The 19194-nt window shown below is 52.1% G+C and carries 13 protein-coding genes; 3 read left to right on the top strand and 10 right to left on the bottom strand.

The window, feature by feature from the left end; all coding sequences use genetic code 11:
- The first annotated feature begins 2 nt into the window (after window positions 1-2).
- Window positions 3-1073 carry a glycerophosphodiester phosphodiesterase gene (gene glpQ, locus AACS05_RS16100; RefSeq protein WP_045445474.1) on the top strand — a complete coding sequence of 357 codons (1071 nt, stop codon included), beginning with the start codon at window positions 3-5 and terminating at the stop codon, window positions 1071-1073.
- 37 nt (window positions 1074-1110) lie between these two features.
- Here glpQ and yfaE read toward each other — a convergent pair whose 3' ends face one another.
- The 4 genes from yfaE to ubiG all read right to left on the bottom strand — a co-directional run bounded on the left by yfaE (window position 1111) and on the right by ubiG (window position 6061).
- Entirely contained in the window at window positions 1111-1365 is a 255-nt protein-coding gene (gene yfaE, locus AACS05_RS16095) for a ferredoxin-like diferric-tyrosyl radical cofactor maintenance protein YfaE (protein WP_045445471.1), read from the bottom strand.
- Complete coding sequence (gene nrdB / locus AACS05_RS16090) at window positions 1365-2495, bottom strand: class Ia ribonucleoside-diphosphate reductase subunit beta (RefSeq protein ID WP_045445468.1); 1131 nt, start codon at window positions 2493-2495, stop codon at window positions 1365-1367. Before nrdB ends, yfaE begins: the two co-directional genes overlap by 1 nt.
- A gap of 112 nt (window positions 2496-2607) precedes the next feature.
- Window positions 2608-4893, bottom strand: a complete 2286-nt coding sequence (nrdA, locus tag AACS05_RS16085) for a class 1a ribonucleoside-diphosphate reductase subunit alpha (RefSeq protein WP_045445465.1) — start codon at window positions 4891-4893, stop codon at window positions 2608-2610.
- 439 nt (window positions 4894-5332) lie between these two features.
- Window positions 5333-6061: a bifunctional 2-polyprenyl-6-hydroxyphenol methylase/3-demethylubiquinol 3-O-methyltransferase UbiG gene (gene ubiG, locus AACS05_RS16080; RefSeq protein ID WP_045445462.1), complete on the bottom strand. Its 729-nt coding sequence runs from the start codon at window positions 6059-6061 to the stop codon at window positions 5333-5335.
- Between the two features lie 158 nt (window positions 6062-6219).
- Here ubiG and gyrA point away from each other — a divergent pair, with 158 nt between their 5' ends.
- A complete protein-coding gene (gyrA, locus tag AACS05_RS16075; protein ID WP_045445460.1) occupies window positions 6220-8856 on the top strand; it encodes a DNA topoisomerase (ATP-hydrolyzing) subunit A in 2637 nt (878 codons plus the stop codon).
- Window positions 8857-8899: 43 nt separating this feature from the next.
- On the opposite strand, the gene AACS05_RS16070 is transcribed toward gyrA, so the two are convergent.
- The 6 genes from AACS05_RS16070 to atoS form a co-directional block, all read right to left on the bottom strand.
- A complete protein-coding gene (locus tag AACS05_RS16070) occupies window positions 8900-10084 on the bottom strand; it encodes an acetyl-CoA C-acetyltransferase (RefSeq protein ID WP_045445447.1) in 1185 nt (394 codons plus the stop codon).
- 30 nt (window positions 10085-10114) lie between these two features.
- Window positions 10115-11437, bottom strand: a complete 1323-nt coding sequence (locus tag AACS05_RS16065) for a TIGR00366 family protein (protein ID WP_045445444.1) — start codon at window positions 11435-11437, stop codon at window positions 10115-10117.
- Complete coding sequence (locus AACS05_RS16060) at window positions 11434-12084, bottom strand: 3-oxoacid CoA-transferase subunit B (RefSeq protein ID WP_045445441.1); 651 nt, start codon at window positions 12082-12084, stop codon at window positions 11434-11436. The genes AACS05_RS16065 and AACS05_RS16060 overlap by 4 nt, the downstream gene beginning before the upstream one ends.
- Window positions 12085-12086: 2 nt before the next feature.
- Window positions 12087-12746: an acetate CoA-transferase subunit alpha gene (gene atoD / locus AACS05_RS16055; RefSeq protein WP_045445438.1), complete on the bottom strand. Its 660-nt coding sequence runs from the start codon at window positions 12744-12746 to the stop codon at window positions 12087-12089.
- A 196-nt stretch (window positions 12747-12942) separates the two neighbouring features.
- The gene (gene atoC, locus AACS05_RS16050) at window positions 12943-14328 is read right to left on the bottom strand and encodes an acetoacetate metabolism transcriptional regulator AtoC (RefSeq protein WP_045445434.1); all 1386 of its coding nucleotides are present in this window, start codon (window positions 14326-14328) and stop codon (window positions 12943-12945) included.
- Entirely contained in the window at window positions 14325-16163 is a 1839-nt protein-coding gene (gene atoS, locus AACS05_RS16045; RefSeq protein WP_045445424.1) for a two-component system sensor histidine kinase AtoS, read from the bottom strand. Before atoS ends, atoC begins: the two co-directional genes overlap by 4 nt.
- 166 nt (window positions 16164-16329) lie before the next feature.
- On the opposite strand from atoS, the gene rcsC reads away from it, so the two are divergent.
- On the top strand, window positions 16330-19176 hold the full coding sequence (gene rcsC, locus AACS05_RS16040; protein WP_045445421.1) for a two-component system sensor histidine kinase RcsC: 2847 nt from the start codon (window positions 16330-16332) through the stop codon (window positions 19174-19176).
- Window positions 19177-19194 lie beyond the last annotated feature (18 nt).

The raw sequence follows: 19194 nt of genomic DNA, 5'->3' as shown, positions 1-19194 counted from the left end.
AGATGAAAACGACATTGAAAAGTCTCAGCGTAGCGCTGATGTTGACCGGTATGGTGGTCAGCAGTGCGGCCATCGCTGCAGACAAGATTGTGATTGCACACCGTGGAGCAAGCGGCTATTTACCGGAGCATACGCTGCCCGCAAAAGCGATGGCCTATGCGCAGGGTGCGGATTATCTGGAGCAGGATTTGGTGATGACTAAGGACGACCATCTGGTCGTCCTGCATGACCACTATCTTGACCGTGTAACCGATGTTGCCGAACGCTTTCCGGATCGTGCCCGTAAAGATGGACGTTACTACGCTATCGACTTTACGTTGGATGAGATCAAATCGCTGAAATTTACTGAAGGCTTCGATATCGAAAACGGCAAAAAGGTGCAGACATATCCAGGGCGTTTCCCGATGGGTAAATCTGATTTCCGCGTGCACACTTTCGAAGAAGAGATTGAGTTCGTTCAGGGATTAAATCATTCCACCGGTAAGAACATCGGTATTTACCCGGAAATGAAAGCACCGTGGTTCCATCACCAGGAAGGGAAGGATATTGCGGCTAAGACGCTGGAGGTACTGAAAAAGTATGGGTATACCGGCAAGGAAGACAATGTCTATCTGCAGTGTTTTGACGTCGCAGAGCTAAAACGCATTAAAAATGAACTGGAACCGAAGATGGGGATGGATCTCAATCTGGTGCAGTTGATTGCGTACACTGACTGGAATGAAACCCAGGAGAAAAAACCAGACGGTAGTTGGGTTAATTACAACTACGACTGGATGTTTAAACCGGGTGCGATGAAGCAGGTGGCAGAGTATGCGGACGGCATTGGGCCGGATTACCACATGCTGGTTGATGAGAAATCTAAGCAAGGCAATATCTCATTAACCGCAATGGTTCAGGACGCTCATCAGAACAAGATGGTTGTGCATCCTTATACCGTTCGTGCCGATCAACTGCCGGATTACGCGACTGACGTGAATCAGCTGTATGACATTCTGTATAACAAGGCGGGTGTTGACGGGCTGTTTACTGATTTCCCGGATAAAGCGGTGAGCTTTTTGAAAGAGAAGCGCTAAATGTGCCGGGTGGCGGCTTCGCCGTCACCCGACAAAACTACATTTCTATCTCAATATCCCCTTTTGCCCGACAACAGCAGGGCAAGATCTCACCTGGCTGAATAAAGGCTAAAGGCTCTGCAATCCAGTCCACCTGTCCTGCTACCAGACGCGTACGGCAGGAACCACAATAGCCCTCACGACACTGATATTCGACCTCAACATTGTGCGATTCGAGCACAGCGAGCAGGGAAGGATGTTCATCCTGGCACAACAACTGTGTGCCAGAAATGCGCAGGGTAATGCGGCCCATCAGAGCTGGAAATCACTCAGATCGTCGGTGTTCACTTCGGAGTCGATTTGGCCGACCAGATATGAGCTCACTTCCACTTCCTGTGGCGCAACCTGAACGTTATCAGACACCAGCCAGGTGTTGATCCACGGGATCGGGTTAGAGCGTGTCTGGAACGGCAGATCAAGTCCCACCGCTTGCATACGAATATTGGTGATGTACTCGACGTACTGACACAGAATATCTTTGTTCAGACCGATCATCGAACCGTCGCGGAACAGATAGTCTGCCCACTCTTTTTCCTGCAGTGCAGCATGTACAAACAGGTCGTAGCACTCCTGTTTGCACTCTTCGGCAATCTCTGCCATTTCCGGGTCGTCCACGCCGCTGCGTAACAGATTCAGCATATGCTGCGTACCTGTCAGGTGCAGCGCTTCATCGCGGGCGATCAGGCGAATGATTTTGGCATTGCCTTCCATCAATTCACGTTCGGCAAAGGCGAAAGAGCAGGCGAAGCTGACGTAGAAACGGATCGCTTCCAGTGCGTTAACACTCATCAGGCACAGGTACAGTTTTTTCTTCAGCTCACGCAGGTTCACGACAATCGTTTTGCCATTTACCGTGTGCGTACCTTCGCCCAGCAGATGCCAGTAGCTGGTCATCTCGATTAATTCGTCGTAGTAGCTGGAAATCCCTTCCGCACGTTTCTGGATCTGTTCGTTGGTGACAATATCGTCAAACACTATCGCCGGATCGTTAACGATGTTACGGATGATATGGGTGTAGGAGCGTGAGTGGATTGTTTCAGAAAACGCCCACGTTTCAACCCAGGTTTCCAGCTCAGGGATAGAGATCAGCGGCAACAGCGCCACGTTTGGGCTACGTCCCTGAATGGAGTCCAGCAGCGTCTGATACTTCAGGTTGCTGATAAAAATGTGTTTTTCATGTTCTGGCAGTGCCTGGTAGTCGATGCGATCGCGAGAGACATCGACCTCTTCTGGGCGCCAGAAGAAAGAGAGTTGCTTTTCGATCAATTTTTCGAAGATGTCATATTTTTGCTGATCGTAGCGTGCAACGTTCACCGGCTGGCCGAAGAACATCGGTTCCAGTAGCTGGTCATTTTTCGTCTGTGAAAATGTGGTGTATGCCATTGATGTGAATCCTTTGTGGTATGAGCGCCGGATGGCGGTGCAGGCACCGCGTCCGGCCTACAAACCGTGCAATCGTAGGCCGGGTAAGCGTAGCGCCACCCGGCATCATTCATCAGATCTTACATGCGCCGCTTTCGCAGCCATCGTCCTGAATGGACGGCACCAGATCATCCTGCGCATCTTCTGCACCGTCACGGGTGTTCTGATAGTACAGCGTTTTCACACCAAATTTGTAGGCGGTGAGCAGATCTTTCAGTAACTGCTGCATCGGCACTTTTCCGGACGGGAAGCGTGACGGATCGTAGTTAGTATTCGCTGAAATAGACTGGTCAATAAACTTCTGCATAATGCCGACCAGTTGCAGGTAGCCGTCGTTGTTCGGCATTTCCCACAGCAATTCATAGGCATTTTTCAGGTGCTCATAGTCCGGCACAACCTGGCGCAGGATCCCATCCTTAGAGGCTTTAATACTCACGTGGCCGCGTGGGGGTTCAATGCCGTTGGTGGCGTTGGAGATCTGCGAAGAGGTTTCGGACGGCATCAGGGCAGACAACGTGGAGTTACGCAGGCCGTGAGTCTTGATCGATTCACGAAGTTGTTCCCAGTCGTAATGCAGTGCTTCGCTGACGATCGCATCCAGATCTTTTTTGTAGGTATCGATCGGCAGAATACCTTTGGCATAGGTGGTTTCATTAAACCACGGGCACGCGCCTTGCTCTTTTGCCAGTTCGTTAGAGGCTTTCAGCAGATAATACTGAATGGCTTCAAAGGTTTTGTGAGTCAGGTTATTTGCGCTGCCGTCAGAGTAACGCTTGCCATTTTTTGCCAGCCAGTAGGCATAGTTGATCACGCCAATACCCAGCGTACGACGGCCCATTGCGCCACGTTTTGCCGCCGGAATTGGATAATCCTGGTAATCCAGCAGTGCATCCAGTGCGCGAACAGCCAGTACAGCCAGCTCTTCCAGTTCGTCCAGACTCTCAATTGCGCCGAGGTTAAATGCTGACAGCGTACACAGCGCAATCTCACCGTTTTCGTCGTTAACGTCGGTCAGCGGTTTGGTTGGCAGGGCGATTTCCAGGCACAGGTTGGACTGGCGCACCGGTGCGATGGCCGGGTCAAACGGGCTGTGGGTGTTGCAATGGTCAACGTTCTGAATGTAGATACGGCCAGTAGAAGCGCGTTCCTGCATCATCAGTGAGAACAGTTCGACCGCTTTTACGCGTTGTTTACGGATGCTGTCATCGTTTTCATATTGGGTGTACAGACGCTCGAACTCATCCTGATCGGCGAAGAACGCATCGTACAGACCCGGGACATCGGATGGGCTAAACAGGGTGATGTCGCCGCCTTTCAGCAGACGGGTGTACATCAGCTTGTTGATTTGCACACCGTAGTCCATGTGACGAACGCGGTTACCTTCAACGCCACGGTTATTTTTCAGCACCAGCAGACTTTCAACTTCCAGATGCCACATTGGATAGAACAGCGTGGCAGCACCGCCGCGTACGCCACCCTGAGAGCAGGATTTGACTGCGGTCTGGAAGTGCTTGTAGAACGGGATACAGCCGGTGTGGAACGCTTCACCACCGCGGATCGGGCTACCCAGCGCACGAATGCGGCCGGCGTTGATACCGATCCCTGCTCGCTGGGAAACGTATTTCACAATCGCGCTGGAAGTGGCGTTGATAGAGTCCAGGCTGTCACCACACTCGATCAGTACGCAGGAGCTGAACTGACGGGTCGGAGTACGCACACCAGACATGATTGGCGTCGGCAGCGAAATTTTGAACGTAGAAACGGCATCGTAGAAACGTTTAACGTATTCCAGGCGGGTTTCACGTGGATAGTTAGAGAACAGGCAGGCTGCTACCAGAATGTAGAGGAACTGCGCACTTTCATAAATCTCACCGGTAACACGGTTTTGCACCAGGTATTTGCCTTCTAACTGCTTAACAGCAGCATAGGAGAAGGTCATATCGCGGTCGTGTACGATGAACGAGTCCATCTGCTTGAACTCTTCTTCCGTGTAGTCTTCCAGCAGATGATTGTCGTATTTGCCCATTTCAACCATTTTCACTACATGGTCGAACAGTTTTGGCGGTTCAAATTCACCATAGGCTTTTTTACGCAGGTGGAAAATTGCCAGGCGGGCAGCCAGATACTGATAATCCGGCGCATCGCGGGAGATCAGGTCTGCGGCAGCTTTGATGATAGTTTCATGGATATCGGAGGTTTTGATACCGTCATAAAACTGAATGTGGGAGCGCAGCTCGACCTGAGAAATCGATACGTTATTCAGTCCTTCTGCCGCCCAATCCAGAACTCGGTGGATTTTGTCAAGATTGATGCGCTCTGTACTACCATCACGCTTTGTCACCAGCAGACTCTGATTCATGTGGTTTTTTACCTGTCCGTGAAAGAAAAAATATCCCCCATATTATCCACAGAGCCATGTTGTGACTAAGTCTGTGGATAAATACTATATATAGGGGTTGTTTGATAAAATAGACGCTATATGGTGAGTATTCTAGTAGGGATTCTTTTCAGCACAAGAGTTGATTTTGAGGTTAAATTGAGGTTGCAAAAGGGTGAGAATCGCTAAGTGCGCGTCTTATAAGGCCTGGCGAGGATGTCAATAATTGAGAAAAAAAATAGAAAATTTGATCGAGTGCTGATTTCTTCGTCGAAGGTGCAGAAGGTTCTTATGATTTGGCGCAAAAATTGCGTTAGCGATGCTACTAATGATTGGTAGGTATGGCAGTAAAGCGTGGTCAAACAAACTAAATGCCGGATGGCGGGGAGAACCCTTTATCCGGCCTTTGTAATGGAGCGTGTTACTCGGCTTGTGCGGTGGTATGTACCATATAGTTAACGTCGACGCCTGGGCCCAGTTTGAAGGTGTTAGTGATCGGGTTGTAATGCAGACCCGTCATATGACGTTCCTTCAGTACAGTCTGGTCAACCCAATCTAACAACTCAGCAGGCTTAATAAATTTTTTCACGTCATGTGTGCCTTTTGGCACCATACGCAGAATATATTCCGCCCCGACCACCGCCATCAGCCAGGATTTGCCATTGCGGTTAAGCGTGGAGAAAAAGACTTCGCCACCCGGTTTTACCAGCCTGGCGCAGGATCTGACCACTGACTGCGGATCCGGAACGTGTTCCAGCATTTCCATGCAGGTTACAACGTCATATTGATGCGCATGTTTTGCGGCGTGCTCTTCTACGGTTTCTTGCACATATTCAACCTGAATACCGCTTTCCAGCGCGTGAAGTCTGGCTACCTGTAACGGTTCAAAGCCCATATCCAGACCGGTGACCGTAGCACCTTCGCGCGCCATACTCTCCGCCAGAATGCCGCCGCCGCAACCGACGTCGAGAACTTTTTTACCAAACAGTCCACCTGAGCGCTCGGTAATGTAGCCCAGGCGCAGTGGGTTAATGCGATGCAGAGGCTTAAATTCGCCCTCAAGATCCCACCAGCGCGACGCGACTGCTTCAAATTTGGCAATTTCTTCATGGTCAACGTTGTGAGTTACCGGGGGTTTTTCGGCATTCATTGGGGCTTCTACTCCTGAATTAGCAATACAAACGAGTATATCAGCCTGACGGGATGAATAAAGCCTCTCTCTGGGGGAATCCATTTACCTGAATCTGCACGGGTGTGTTATAATTTGCGACCTTTGAATCCGGGATACAGTAGAGGGATAGCGGTTAGATGAGCGACCTTGCGAGAGAAATTACACCGGTCAACATTGAGGAAGAGCTGAAGAGCTCGTATCTGGATTATGCGATGTCGGTCATTGTTGGCCGTGCGCTGCCGGACGTCCGAGATGGCCTGAAGCCGGTACACCGTCGCGTACTTTACGCCATGAACGTATTGGGCAACGACTGGAATAAAGCCTATAAAAAATCTGCCCGTGTCGTTGGTGACGTAATCGGTAAATACCACCCTCATGGTGATACCGCCGTTTACGACACCATTGTTCGTATGGCGCAGCCATTCTCCTTGCGTTATATGCTGGTGGATGGTCAGGGTAACTTTGGTTCTGTCGATGGCGACTCCGCAGCAGCGATGCGTTATACGGAAATCCGTATGTCGAAAATCGCCCACGAGCTGATGGCTGACCTGGAAAAAGAAACGGTTGATTTCGTCGATAACTACGACGGTACCGAACGTATTCCTGACGTGATGCCGACCAAAATTCCTAACCTGCTGGTGAACGGCTCGTCCGGTATCGCGGTAGGTATGGCGACCAACATTCCGCCGCACAACCTGACGGAAGTGATCAACGGCTGTCTGGCATACATTGACGATGAAGACATCAGCATTGAAGGGCTGATGGAACACATTCCTGGCCCGGACTTCCCGACCGCCGCGATCATCAACGGTCGTCGTGGTATCGAAGAAGCCTACCGTACCGGTCGCGGCAAAGTGTACATTCGTGCGCGTGCGGAAGTCGAAGCTGACGCGAAAACCGGTCGTGAAACCATCATCGTGCATGAAATTCCGTATCAGGTGAACAAAGCACGCCTGATCGAGAAAATCGCTGAGCTGGTGAAAGACAAACGCGTTGAAGGCATCAGCGCGCTGCGTGACGAGTCTGACAAAGACGGTATGCGCATCGTGATTGAAGTAAAACGCGACGCGGTCGGGGAAGTGGTTCTGAACAACCTCTACTCTCAGACCCAACTGCAGGTTTCCTTCGGTATCAACATGGTTGCACTGCACCATGGCCAGCCGAAGATCATGAACCTGAAAGACATTATCGCAGCCTTCGTGCGTCACCGTCGTGAAGTGGTTACACGCCGTACTATTTTTGAACTGCGTAAAGCTCGCGATCGTGCACACATCCTTGAAGCGCTGGCGATTGCGCTGGCAAACATCGACCCGATCATCGAACTGATCCGCCGTGCGCCAACCCCGGCTGAAGCGAAAGCTGCGCTGGTTGCCCGTTCCTGGGAACTGGGTAACGTATCCGCCATGCTGGAACGTGCTGGTGACGACGCCGCGCGTCCTGAATGGCTGGAACCTGAGTTCGGCGTGCGTGACGGTCAGTACTATCTGACAGAACAGCAGGCCCAGGCGATTCTGGATCTGCGTTTGCAGAAACTGACTGGCCTTGAGCATGAGAAACTGCTCGACGAATACAAAGAGCTGCTGGAGCAGATCGCTGAACTGCTGCACATTCTGGGCAGCGCCGATCGTCTGATGGAAGTTATCCGTGAAGAGATGGAGCTGATCCGTGAACAGTTCGGCGACGAGCGTCGTACTGAAATCACTGCCAACAGCGCTGACATCAATATCGAAGATCTGATTAGCCAGGAAGATGTTGTCGTGACCTTGTCTCATCAGGGCTACGTTAAATATCAGCCGTTAACTGACTACGAAGCACAGCGTCGTGGCGGGAAAGGTAAGTCAGCAGCACGTATTAAAGAAGAAGACTTTATCGACCGCCTGCTGGTGGCCAACACCCATGACACGATCCTCTGCTTCTCCAGCCGTGGCCGTCTGTACTGGATGAAGGTGTACCAGCTGCCGGAAGCGAGCCGTGGCGCGCGTGGACGTCCAATCGTCAACCTGCTGCCGCTGGAAGCTAACGAACGTATTACCGCTATTCTGCCAGTACGCGAGTACGAAGAGGGCGTGAACGTCTTTATGGCAACCGCCAGCGGCACCGTGAAGAAAACGGCGCTGACCGAGTTCAGCCGTCCGCGTTCTGCCGGTATCATTGCGGTTAACCTTAACGAAGGCGACGAGCTGATTGGCGTGGATCTGACAGCAGGTAACGATGAAGTTATGCTGTTCTCTGCCGCCGGTAAAGTGGTGCGCTTTAAAGAAGACGCCGTCCGTGCGATGGGTCGTACTGCGACCGGCGTACGCGGTATCAAACTGGCAGGAGAAGACAAAGTCGTTTCTCTGATTGTTCCGCGCGGTGAAGGTGCCATCCTGACCGTAACGCAGAACGGCTACGGTAAACGTACCGCAGCAGAAGAGTATCCGACCAAGTCTCGTGCGACGCAGGGCGTTATCTCAATTAAAGTCACCGAGCGAAACGGTTCTGTTGTTGGCGCGGTGCAGGTTGAAGATAGCGACCAGATCATGATGATTACCGATGCCGGTACGCTGGTGCGTACTCGCGTGTCGGAAATCAGCGTGGTAGGGCGTAACACCCAGGGCGTTATCCTCATCCGTACTGCGGAAGATGAAAATGTCGTGGGTCTGCAACGTGTTGCTGAACCGGTTGATGATGAAGAGCTTGATTCTATCGACGGTAGCGCCGCAGAAGGGGACGATGATATCGCGCCTGAAGCGGAAAGTGATGACGATGCTGCGGATGACGCAGAAGAGTAATTAAGCTGTTATGAGAAGGGCCGGAGAAATCCGGCCCTTTTTTTTAGTTCATCCTTTCCACTATCATCGCAATTCCCTGACCGCCGCCAATACACAGCGTTGCCAGTCCGAGCGTTTTATCCCGCGCCTGTAGGGCATGAAGCAGCGTGACCAGAATACGTGCTCCGCTGGCACCGATAGGATGACCAAGCGCGATAGCCCCGCCGTTGACGTTAACTTTTTGCGTATCAAAGCCCAGCGTTTTACCCACCGCCAGGAACTGCGCGGCAAACGCCTCGTTGGCTTCGATAAGATCGATATCGGACAGTTGCAGCCCGCTCAGTTGCAGCGCTTTTTGCGTCGCCGGTACCGGCCCCATTCCCATCATCGCTGGTGCGACGCCGCCGCTGGCGTACGCTTTAATACGTGCCAAAGGTTTCAGTCCCGCAGCCAGCGCCGCAGATTCCTCCATTATTACCAGGGCTGCAGCACCATCGTTGATCCCCGAAGCATTACCTGCAGTGACGGTGCCTGCTTTGTCGAAGGCCGGACGCAGCGCGGCAAGACCTTCAGCCGTAGAGTCAGCTTTTGGAAATTCATCACGCTCAAAGACAATGGTTTTTTTTCGGGATGTCACGCTGACGGGCACTATTTCCGCCTGAAACGCGCCGGAATTTATCGCAGCCACTGCTTTATGCTGCGAAATCAGCGCCAGTTCATCCTGCATCTCCCGGCTGATATCGTATTCACGGGCAACATTTTCAGCCGTGATCCCCATATGGTAACCGTGGGTGGCGCAAATCAGACCGTCACGCAGGATGACATCGGATAGCTGTCCATCTCCGAGGCGATACCCCCAGCGGGCTTTGGCGTCTAACAGGTAGGGGGCCTGGCTCATGTTTTCCATACCTCCGGCGACAATTGCCTGTGCCTGCCCGGCCTGAATTGCCTGCGCGGCAAGTGCGACGCTTTTGAGACCTGAGCCGCACACTTTGTTGACGGTAAAACCGCAAACGGTGTCGGAGAGACCACTTCTTAACAATGCCTGGCGTGCCGGGTTTTGTCCGAGACCTGCCTGCAACACGTTACCCATGATGACCTCATCAACCTGCTGCGGGTCAAGGTGGGCGCGCTCAAGTGCGGATTTAATTACGGTAGCCCCAAGTTCGATGGCGCTGGTGGTCGCCAGGGCGCCGTTGAAGCTGCCAATAGCGGTACGTGCCGCGCTGACGATGACACAATTTTTCATCTTCTGTTCCTTTAAAGTGAGTGGTTGCCGTCAGAACAAGGTCAGACCGATAACAAAAATGACCCCGGAAAAGAGCAGGGCGGTGATGCAGTACCCCATGATGTCGCGCACACCCAGCCCGGCGATAGCCAGTGCAGGCAGCGCCCAGAACGGTTGCGCCATGTTCATCCACTGCTCGCCATAGGCGATAGCCATGACTGACTTGCCGAGGTCAGCGCCAAGTGCCTGCGCAGCTGGCATAACGAATGGCCCCTGAATAACCCAGTGTCCGCCGCCTGATGGCACGGCAAAGTTAATTAGCGCAGAGCTAAAAAAGGTCATCAGCGGGAAAGTGTCTTTATTGGCGACGTTGATGAAGAACTCGGTAATCAGTCCGCCGAGACCTGAGTGCTCCATCATCAACTGAATACCGGCGTAGAAGGGGAATTGCACCAGGATCCCGGCGGTACTGCGTGCTGCGGCGCTGACGGCGCGCATATAGGCCATTGGCGTTTTGTGCAGCAGCAGACCAGCAATCATAAACATCAGATTGACGGTGTTAATGGTGATGTTGAAGCCTTTCTCAGCGAAATAGATGGCCAGATAAGCAATTCCTAATGCACCGATGATCAGGGCCAGAATACGGCTCTCTTCCAGTTTTTCTGACGGTGGGGCATCCGCGGGTAATTTCTTCTGAAAATCCGCCTCTTCAAGCAGTAACTTAGGGTCGATACTGACGACATCAGACGGCTTCGGCGTCATCATGCGCGTGATGAACGGCATCACTACAATCAGCGCCAGCGTGATGAAGATATTAAAACCGGTAAACAGGGTATCGCCGACGGGGATCAACCCCGCGACATGCTCAACCGGGTTTCCCGGCGTTGCTGCCAGCAACGGCATTGAGCCGGAGAAACCGCCGCCCCAGGTGAGAAAACCGATGTAGGCGCAGGCAATCAGCAGCGGATAATCGGAACCGGGGACCCGTCGGGCGACTTCACGGGCAAACATCGCCCCAACGACCAGACCGAAACCCCAGTTGATCACACAGGCAACCGAACCAAAAAAAGTCACCAGCATCACACCCTGAGCGGGGGTTTTTGCTGCTGAGGCCGCCGTGCGCAGCAGGCTTTTAACCGGCCCTGAACTCGCTAACGCATGACCGGTTACGATGATCAGCGCCATCTGCATACCAAACGCCAGCAGGTTCCAGAACCCATCCCCCCAGAATTTCACCATGCTTATCGGGGTTTGCGGCGTCAGCCATAGCGCGATCCCAAAGGTCAGCAGCGTGAGCAACATTGCAAAAATCAGTGGGTCAGGAAGCCAGCGGCTGACCACGCGCGTCATAAAGCGAGATATACGGCCAATCATTCGTCACCTCGCTGGATGACCAGATCGCTGACGACGTCGAACTGCGCTTCAGTTTTCTCACGCAGAGTAGCGATATCGCAGCCTTCGACAATTTCCGTGAGCCACATTTTGCCATCAAGGAAACGGAAGACAGCAAGCTCGGTCACCAGCATGTGCACTGCATGCTGAGCCGTGAGCGGCATCGTGCAGTGACGGAGGATTTTCGCCGAGCCATCTTTCGCACAATGTTCCATGGCGATAATCACTTTACGAGCACCCGTCACCAGATCCATCGCGCCGCCCATGCCTGGTACCATTTTGCCGGGGACGACCCAGTTGGCGAGGTTAGCCTGCTCATCGACCTGTAACCCACCGAGTACACAGGCATCGACGTGGCCACCGCGAATAAGCGCAAATGACATGGCGCTGTCAAACATGGCAGCACCCGGCAAAATTCCACACGGCTGCCCACCCGCGTTAACCAGATCAGGATGCGCGGTCGTTACCGGACCAAGTCCCAGAAAACCGTTTTCAGACTGTAGCGTGATATGAATATCATCTGGCAGGTAGTTGGCGACCATCGTCGGCAGGCCAATGCCTAAATTTACAACATCGCCATCGCGAAGCTCTTGCGCCACGCGGCGCGCAATACGTTGTTTAGCATCCATGATTAGCTCTCCTGTGGAATAACGATATGGTCGATAACGGCGCCAGGGGTGACTATCTGGTCAGGAAGAAGCTCACCTGTTTCGACCATTTCATCTGGCTCAACCAGCGTGATGTCGGCGGCGAGGGCAATCAGTGGGTTGAAATTGCGGGCGCTGAGTTGGTAGGTAAGATTGCCCAGCATATCTGAGCGGTGAGCGCGAATAAGCGCCAGGTCTGCACGTAACGGGCGTTCGAGCAGCCAGGTTCTGCAATCAAGCGTCATGGTTTGCTTGCCGTCTTCAACTACGGTACCAACGCCGGTTGGCGTCAGAAAACCGCCGAGACCCGCGCCGCCGCAACGGATTTGCTCAATGAGAGTGCCCTGCGGAACCAGTTGGACGTCCATCTCGCCTGCAATCATGCGGCGTCCGGTTTCAGGATTGGTGCCAATGTGTGAAGCAATCACTTTGCTTACCCGACCATTGACGATCAATGGTCCGATCCCGGTATCGACAAATGCGGTATCGTTGGCAATTAGCGTCAGATCCCTGACGCCAGATTCAAGTAAGGCTTCGACAAGGCGAGGCGGTGTGCCAACACCCATAAAGCCACCGACCATGATGGTCATGCCGTCACGAAAGAAGCCTGCGGCGTCTTGTAAGGTAATCAGTTTTGTTTTCATTATGTTTCCCTTTGACATACTCCATTTTGGGTACGCTCAGGGAATTGCAAGCAGGGTGCCAGAATGATAATACAGATGTGAAAATTTCTAACTCATTGAGTTATATTGATTATTTTTAAGCGGGATGTGAGCGGGAAGTCAATGAACTATGCAGAGTTTTGCGCAGTGTGCAAAATTCTGCATAGCAAATTTTGTCTCAGGAACCTGACGGGTCGATACCATATTCTTGTAATTTATACATCAGGGCGCGTCGGCTGATCCCCAGCATTAGCGCGGTGCGGGTTCGGTTTCCGTCCTGCTGTTCGAGGACTTCAACAATGATCCGTTTTTCTTCGCGTTTAATCTCTTCTTTCAGGTTCCGCTCTCCGGTCTGGGCGGGTTTTACTTCCGTTATTGCGCTTACGGGAGAGCGGAACTGGGCGGGCAGGTCTTCAGCAAAAATTACCGCACCGGTATTCATGACCACCGCGCGTTCGATCACGTTGGACAGTTCGCGAATATTTCCCGGCCATGGCCAGGCCGTGAGGATTGACATGGCTGTCGGATCAATTTCAATGATATCTCGCTGATTTTCCGAACTGAATTTTTGTAAAAAATGGTTAGCTAACAGAGCGATGTCTTCACGGCGTTCACGTAATGGGGGCAGAGCCAGATGAATCACGTTTAGCCGATAAAACAAGTCTTCGCGGAAGGTTCCTTCTTTTACCATTGTGTACAGGCAGCGATTGGTGGCGGCAATAATACGAATATCAACGCGAATGGTTTGATGCCCACCGATGCGTTCGAATTCTCGTTCCTGCAAAATTCGTAGTAGTTTCGCCTGTAGAACCAGCGGCATCTCACCAATTTCATCAAGCAACAGCGTCCCCTGATGAGCGCGTTCGAACAATCCTTGCCGTAATGTCTGCGCGCCGGTAAATGCGCCTTTTTCATGACCAAACAGCTCGCTCTCCAGCAATGATTCTGGTAATGCGGCACAGTTTATTTTTATAAACGGACCGCTGGAACGTCGGCTGTTGTAATGGATTGCGCGGGCTATCAGTTCTTTCCCCGTGCCGCTTTCGCCGCTAACCAGTACATTTGCCTGTGAGAGCGCGATTTTTGCCGTATCTTTGCAAATATCCATCATCAGCGGGCTGGTCGTCAGGATATGCCCCCACTGCCAGCTGGTGCTGAGGGCCTGATGAAGACTGCGGATCTCCTGCTTCATCGCCTGTAACTGCAATGCGCGTTGAATCACCAGGTTAAGTTCGTCCAGGTCAAACGGCTTAATCACGTAGTCAAATGCGCCACTACGTAATGCCTCTACTGCCGTTTCTACTTCGGCGTAGGCCGTCATCAGAATGACGGGGATCCGTGGCTGCTGGGTTCGCATGATTTTCAGTGCGTCGATTCCATCCATTTCTGGCATACGAATGTCCATCAGCACCACATCGGGCTGTGTGTCAGCAAACAGGCTAAGCGCTGCTTTGCCGTCGCTGGCACAGTGTGTCTCATGTCCTTGCAGCGAAAAGGCCGTGGTAAGCATACGGCGGACATTTTCTTCGTCATCAACGATGAGAATACGGTATGTGGTTTTCATTCTGACGAGGTTCCCTGAGGATTGATCGGTAAAATAAGAGTGAAAGTTGCGCCGCAGCCAGGCATGCTGACTACATGGATGTCCCCTTGATGAGCATTGATTATGCGCTGGCTCAGTGCCAGTCCCAGACCTGTGCCTGACGCTTTTGTGGTAAAGAATGGATCGAATATTTTCTTCTGTAAGGCGATATCAATCCCACTGCCATTATCCTCAATCATTACTGCCTGCTGCGAAGCGGTGTATTGCCAGGTACGGATCCGAATTTCACCTCGTGCGCCTATCGCCTGTACTGCATTGATTAAAATATTCAGGATCACCTGTTTGAGCAGTTCTCGATCGGCGACGATCGCTGTCAGGCTGGCATCTAATTCTGTTGTAAAGCTGATACGGGCCTGAATACCGGAGGTTTGCACGAGGATCAGCGTCTCTTCAATCAGCGCATTGAGTCGAACCTGTTGCCACTGGCTTTGCCGCGGGCGTGAGAAGTCCAACAGTTGCTGGATAACTTTATTAATTGAATCAATTTCATTTAGCACAACGGATAAATACTCCTGATGCTCCGGCTGAGAAGTTTGCTGGCGGATGATCTGGACATACCCGCGTATTGCCGTCAGAGGATTACGTACCTCATGGGCCACCCCGGCCATTAGTTCACCGAGTGTGGCGAGCCTTTCTGTTTGTGCCAGCCGGCGTTGTGTCTCTTTGCGGGCTGTTAAATCTGAGAAGATCACCAGTGCGCCGATCAACTCGCCATGAGCGTTATGGATTCGGCTGGTGGTGACGCTTATCTCAATAGTTCGTTCACGCCCAGGAAAGCTGACCTCCAGCGCGACATGCTCGGTACCGTACTCCAGGGTATCCAGCACCGGGCTGTAGAACCCTGTGTTAGCAAACAGCTTTGCATAGGATTGCCCAACCAGCTCATGTAGCTTATAGCCTGTTATCTGCTCCGCCGCCGGGTTCATGGTGGTGACGTCACCCTGTCTGTCGATTGCAATGACGCCATCTGCGGCGTTCTCAATAATCAGATCGTTAAGCGTTTTGGTTTCGCGTAATGTTTGTGCCAGCGCATTGACGCTGCGGCTAATTTGTCCCAACTCGCCGGGCAGGTTGGGAAGACGAGCTGGTGTTTTTTGCGCCAGCGTCGAGAGCCCGTCAGTGATGATGTCGATATTGGCGCCGAATCGGCGTGAAAAGAGAACGATAAGTAGCAGGCTGCTGACTAATCCGCCTGCCAGAACGGCAATGATCCTGACGTCCATTCGCCAGGCCTGCTGGCGGATATCTTCCGTCAGTTCGTTAGCCCAGATATAACCAATGACTTCGCCATGCCGTTCTATTGGGATCATTGAGTTGAGAATGTCACCGCGAACTTGTCGCCCTGAATAGACCACGGGGGTGTTGTTGTCCATCACCTCATGTCCGGGATGGTCTGGCGCGATGGTGATACCAACATTGCTTTGATAAAGCGCAGAGGGTGCATAGGTGATAATCGCATCCAGCGCTTTGTGGTAATACCCTGCACCCACGCCGGGAAACGCCTGTGTGATCCGTTCTGTAATGGAGCTCAGCTCTTCATTAAGCGCACGAATACGCGCTTCACGCGGCAGATTATCGAAGTGGCTAAAGCGATCGCCCAACTCATCGTTCAGCAGGGTTACTACCGATGATAATTTTTTCTCTTTTTCAGATAAGACTGCTGAACGGCCTTCGGTTTCTACGATATAACCAATAGATATTGTTGGTACAATAACCATCAGAATGGCCATCATGATCATCTGATTGCGTAAACGTCGCGGATATAAGCGGCATATGAGCCCTTTCAGATTGCGCATCATGACATCCATGTAGTGTGTTTGGTCAAACACGATTATCACGGGTTGAGGCAACGGTTTCTCAGCGGTCTATCATACTCCCGCAAAGAGATGGCATTGCGATGCGGGGCATTTCCCGCTACCTTAACCACACTTTATTGATTCCCTGAGGCGGAGCTTCGCCCTTTTGAAATACCTTGCTTCCGTTCATGCAACCCTAAAAGTTTCACGCTATCTGTTCAGGGCGCTGGCGCTACTGGTTTGGCTTCTGATTGCTTTTGCTTCTGTGTTCTACATTGTGAATGCGTTGCATCAGAGAGAGTCTGAGATTCGTCAGGAGTTTAACCTCAGCTCCGATCAGGCCCAACGCTACATTCAGCGCACTTCTGACGTGATAAAAGAGCTGAAATATATTGCTGAAAATCGCTTAACGGCGGAAAACGGTGTGATGTCCCAACGGGCACGGGATGATAAAACCGTCGTGCCTAATTTTGAGCCGTTGTTTGCCGATTCCGACTGTACGGTAATGGGGAATACCTGGCGCGGATCGCTGGAATCGCTGGCGTGGTTTATGCGCTACTGGCGAGACAATTTTTCTGCCGCTTACGATTTGAATCGTGTGTTCCTGATCGGCAGTGATAACCTCTGCATGGCCAATTTCGGCCTGCGCGATATGCCTGTCGAACGTGACGTCGCTCTGAAAGCGCTGCATGAGCGCATCATCAAATACCGTAACGCGCCACAGGAAGAAAACGGCAATAACCTGTTCTGGATAAGCCAGGGGCCGCGTCCCGGCGTAGGGTATTTTTATGCGCTTACACCAGTTTATCTGGCGAATCGCCTGCAGGCGATGTTGGGTGTGGAGCAGCCGATTCGTATGGAGAATTTCTTCACACCAGGCAACTTGCCGATGGGTGTGACAATCCTCGATGAAAATGGTCATGCGCTGATTTCGCTGACCGGTCCAGAAGGCAATATCAAAGCTGAACCGCGCTGGATGCAGGAACGCTCCTGGTTTGGTTATACGCCGGGTTTTCGTGAGCTGGTGTTGAAGAAAAATCTGCCGCCATCATCACTCAGCATTGTCTATTCCGTTCCGGTCGATATGGTACTGGAGCGGATCCGCATGCTGATCCTGAACGCGATTCTGCTGAATGTGCTGGTGGGTGCGGCACTATTTATGCTCATGCGTATGTATGAGCGACGTATCTTCATTCCTGCGGAAAGTGACGCGCAGCGACTGGAAGAACATGAGCAGTTTAACCGTAAAATTGTTGCTTCCGCGCCGGTCGGCATTTGTATTCTGCGCACCATAGACGGCATTAACATCCTGAGCAATGAGCTGGCTCATACCTACCTGAACATGCTGACGCATGAGGACCGGCAACGGCTAACGCAAATTATCTGCGGCCAGCAGGTTAATTTTGTTGATGTGCTAACCAGCAATAATACCAATCTGCAAATCAGCTTTGTGCACTCACGTTATCGCAATGAAAACGTAGCGATTTGTGTACTGGTGGATGTCAGCGCTCGCGTCAAAATGGAAGAGTCGTTGCAGGAGATGGCTCAGGCGGCGGAACAGGCAAGCCAGTCTAAATCGATGTTCCTTGCGACGGTGAGCCATGAACTGCGTACCCCGCTGTATGGCATTATCGGTAATCTCGACCTGCTGCAAACGAAGGAACTTCCTGATGGGGTGGATCGCCTGGTGACGGCGATGAATAACTCCTCCAGTCTGTTGCTGAAAATTATTAGCGATATTCTCGACTTCTCGAAAATCGAATCTGAACAGCTGAAGATTGAGCCGCGTGAGTTTTCGCCGCGAGAAGTGATGAACCATATTACTGCCAACTACCTGCCGCTGGTGGTTCGCAAGCAACTTGGGTTGTACTGTTTTATCGAACCGGATGTGCCGGTGGCGTTAAATGGTGATCCGATGCGCCTGCAGCAGGTGATTTCTAACCTGTTGAGCAATGCGATTAAATTCACCGATACCGGCTGTATTGTGCTGCATGTGCAGTGCAGCGGGGACTACCTCAGTATTCGCGTGCGTGATACCGGTGTGGGCATTCCGGCCAAAGAGGTCGTGCGCCTGTTTGATCCTTTCTTCCAGGTGGGGACAGGGGTGCAGCGCAATTTCCAGGGAACCGGGCTGGGGCTGGCAATTTGTGAAAAACTGATCAGCATGATGGACGGAGATATTTCCGTTGATTCTGAACCGGGAATGGGTAGCCAGTTTACGTTGCGTATTCCACTTTATGGTGCGCAATACCCGCTGAAAAAAGGGGCTGAAGGCCTTGCGGGTACGCGTTGCTGGCTGGCGGTGCGTAACGCCTCGCTGTATCACTTTATCGAAACCAGCCTGGCGAGTGCGGGGATGACAGTACTGCGCTATGAAGGTCAGCAGCCTGAGGCGGATGATGTACTGATTGCTGATGATGCGCAGGAACAGGCCTGGAAGGGGCGAGCAGCGGTTATTTTCTGCCGTCGCCATATTGGTATTCCGCTGGAAAGAGCGCCGGGTGAGTGGGTGCACAGTGTGGCATCACCGCACGAGTTGCCTGTGCTATTGGCGCATATTTACAGCGTTGAACTGGGCAATGAAGAACTTTCCAGCGCGCTACCAGCCCCGGATAAGATCGGTAGCACGAACGATGACATGATGATTCTGGTGGTCGACGATCATCCGATAAACCGCCGTTTGTTGGCCGATCAACTGGGATCGCTGGGATATCAGTGTAAAACTGCTAATGACGGTGTGGATGCGCTAAATGTATTGAGCAAAAACCATATCGACATTGTGCTGAGTGACGTCAATATGCCGAATATGGACGGTTATCGTCTGACGCAGCGCATTCGCCAGTTGGGCTTAACGTTGCCGGTTGTCGGTGTGACGGCTAATGCGTTAGCAGAAGAGAAGCAGCGATGCCTGGAGTCAGGTATGGATAGTTGTCTGTCCAAGCCTGTGACGTTAGATGTGCTGAAGCAAACGCTGGCGGTCTACGCAGAGCGGGTCAGAAAAACGCGGGTATAAAAAATGCCTGATAAGCGT

The organism is Citrobacter sp. S-77 (assembly GCF_963864895.1).
GTDB lineage: Bacteria > Pseudomonadota > Gammaproteobacteria > Enterobacterales > Enterobacteriaceae > Citrobacter > Citrobacter murliniae.
This window is presented reverse-complemented; position numbering and strand designations above follow the sequence as displayed.

What these genes read in the sequence shown, in the direction of transcription:
- nrdA (WP_045445465.1), bottom strand. Translation starts at nt 4,893, where the DNA reads ATGAATCAGAGTCTGCTGGTGACAAAGCGTGATGGTAGTACAGAGCGC.
- atoS (WP_045445424.1), bottom strand. Translation starts at nt 16,163, where the DNA reads ATGCGCAATCTGAAAGGGCTCATATGCCGCTTATATCCGCGACGTTTA.
- AACS05_RS16060 (WP_045445441.1), bottom strand. Translation starts at nt 12,084, where the DNA reads ATGGATGCTAAACAACGTATTGCGCGCCGCGTGGCGCAAGAGCTTCGC.
- atoC (WP_045445434.1), bottom strand. Translation starts at nt 14,328, where the DNA reads ATGAAAACCACATACCGTATTCTCATCGTTGATGACGAAGAAAATGTC.
- AACS05_RS16065 (WP_045445444.1), bottom strand. Translation starts at nt 11,437, where the DNA reads ATGATTGGCCGTATATCTCGCTTTATGACGCGCGTGGTCAGCCGCTGG.
- glpQ (WP_045445474.1), top strand. Translation starts at nt 3, where the DNA reads ATGAAAACGACATTGAAAAGTCTCAGCGTAGCGCTGATGTTGACCGGT.
- ubiG (WP_045445462.1), bottom strand. Translation starts at nt 6,061, where the DNA reads ATGAATGCCGAAAAACCCCCGGTAACTCACAACGTTGACCATGAAGAA.
- atoD (WP_045445438.1), bottom strand. Translation starts at nt 12,746, where the DNA reads ATGAAAACAAAACTGATTACCTTACAAGACGCCGCAGGCTTCTTTCGT.
- yfaE (WP_045445471.1), bottom strand. Translation starts at nt 1,365, where the DNA reads ATGGGCCGCATTACCCTGCGCATTTCTGGCACACAGTTGTTGTGCCAG.
- AACS05_RS16070 (WP_045445447.1), bottom strand. Translation starts at nt 10,084, where the DNA reads ATGAAAAATTGTGTCATCGTCAGCGCGGCACGTACCGCTATTGGCAGC.
- gyrA (WP_045445460.1), top strand. Translation starts at nt 6,220, where the DNA reads ATGAGCGACCTTGCGAGAGAAATTACACCGGTCAACATTGAGGAAGAG.
- nrdB (WP_045445468.1), bottom strand. Translation starts at nt 2,495, where the DNA reads ATGGCATACACCACATTTTCACAGACGAAAAATGACCAGCTACTGGAA.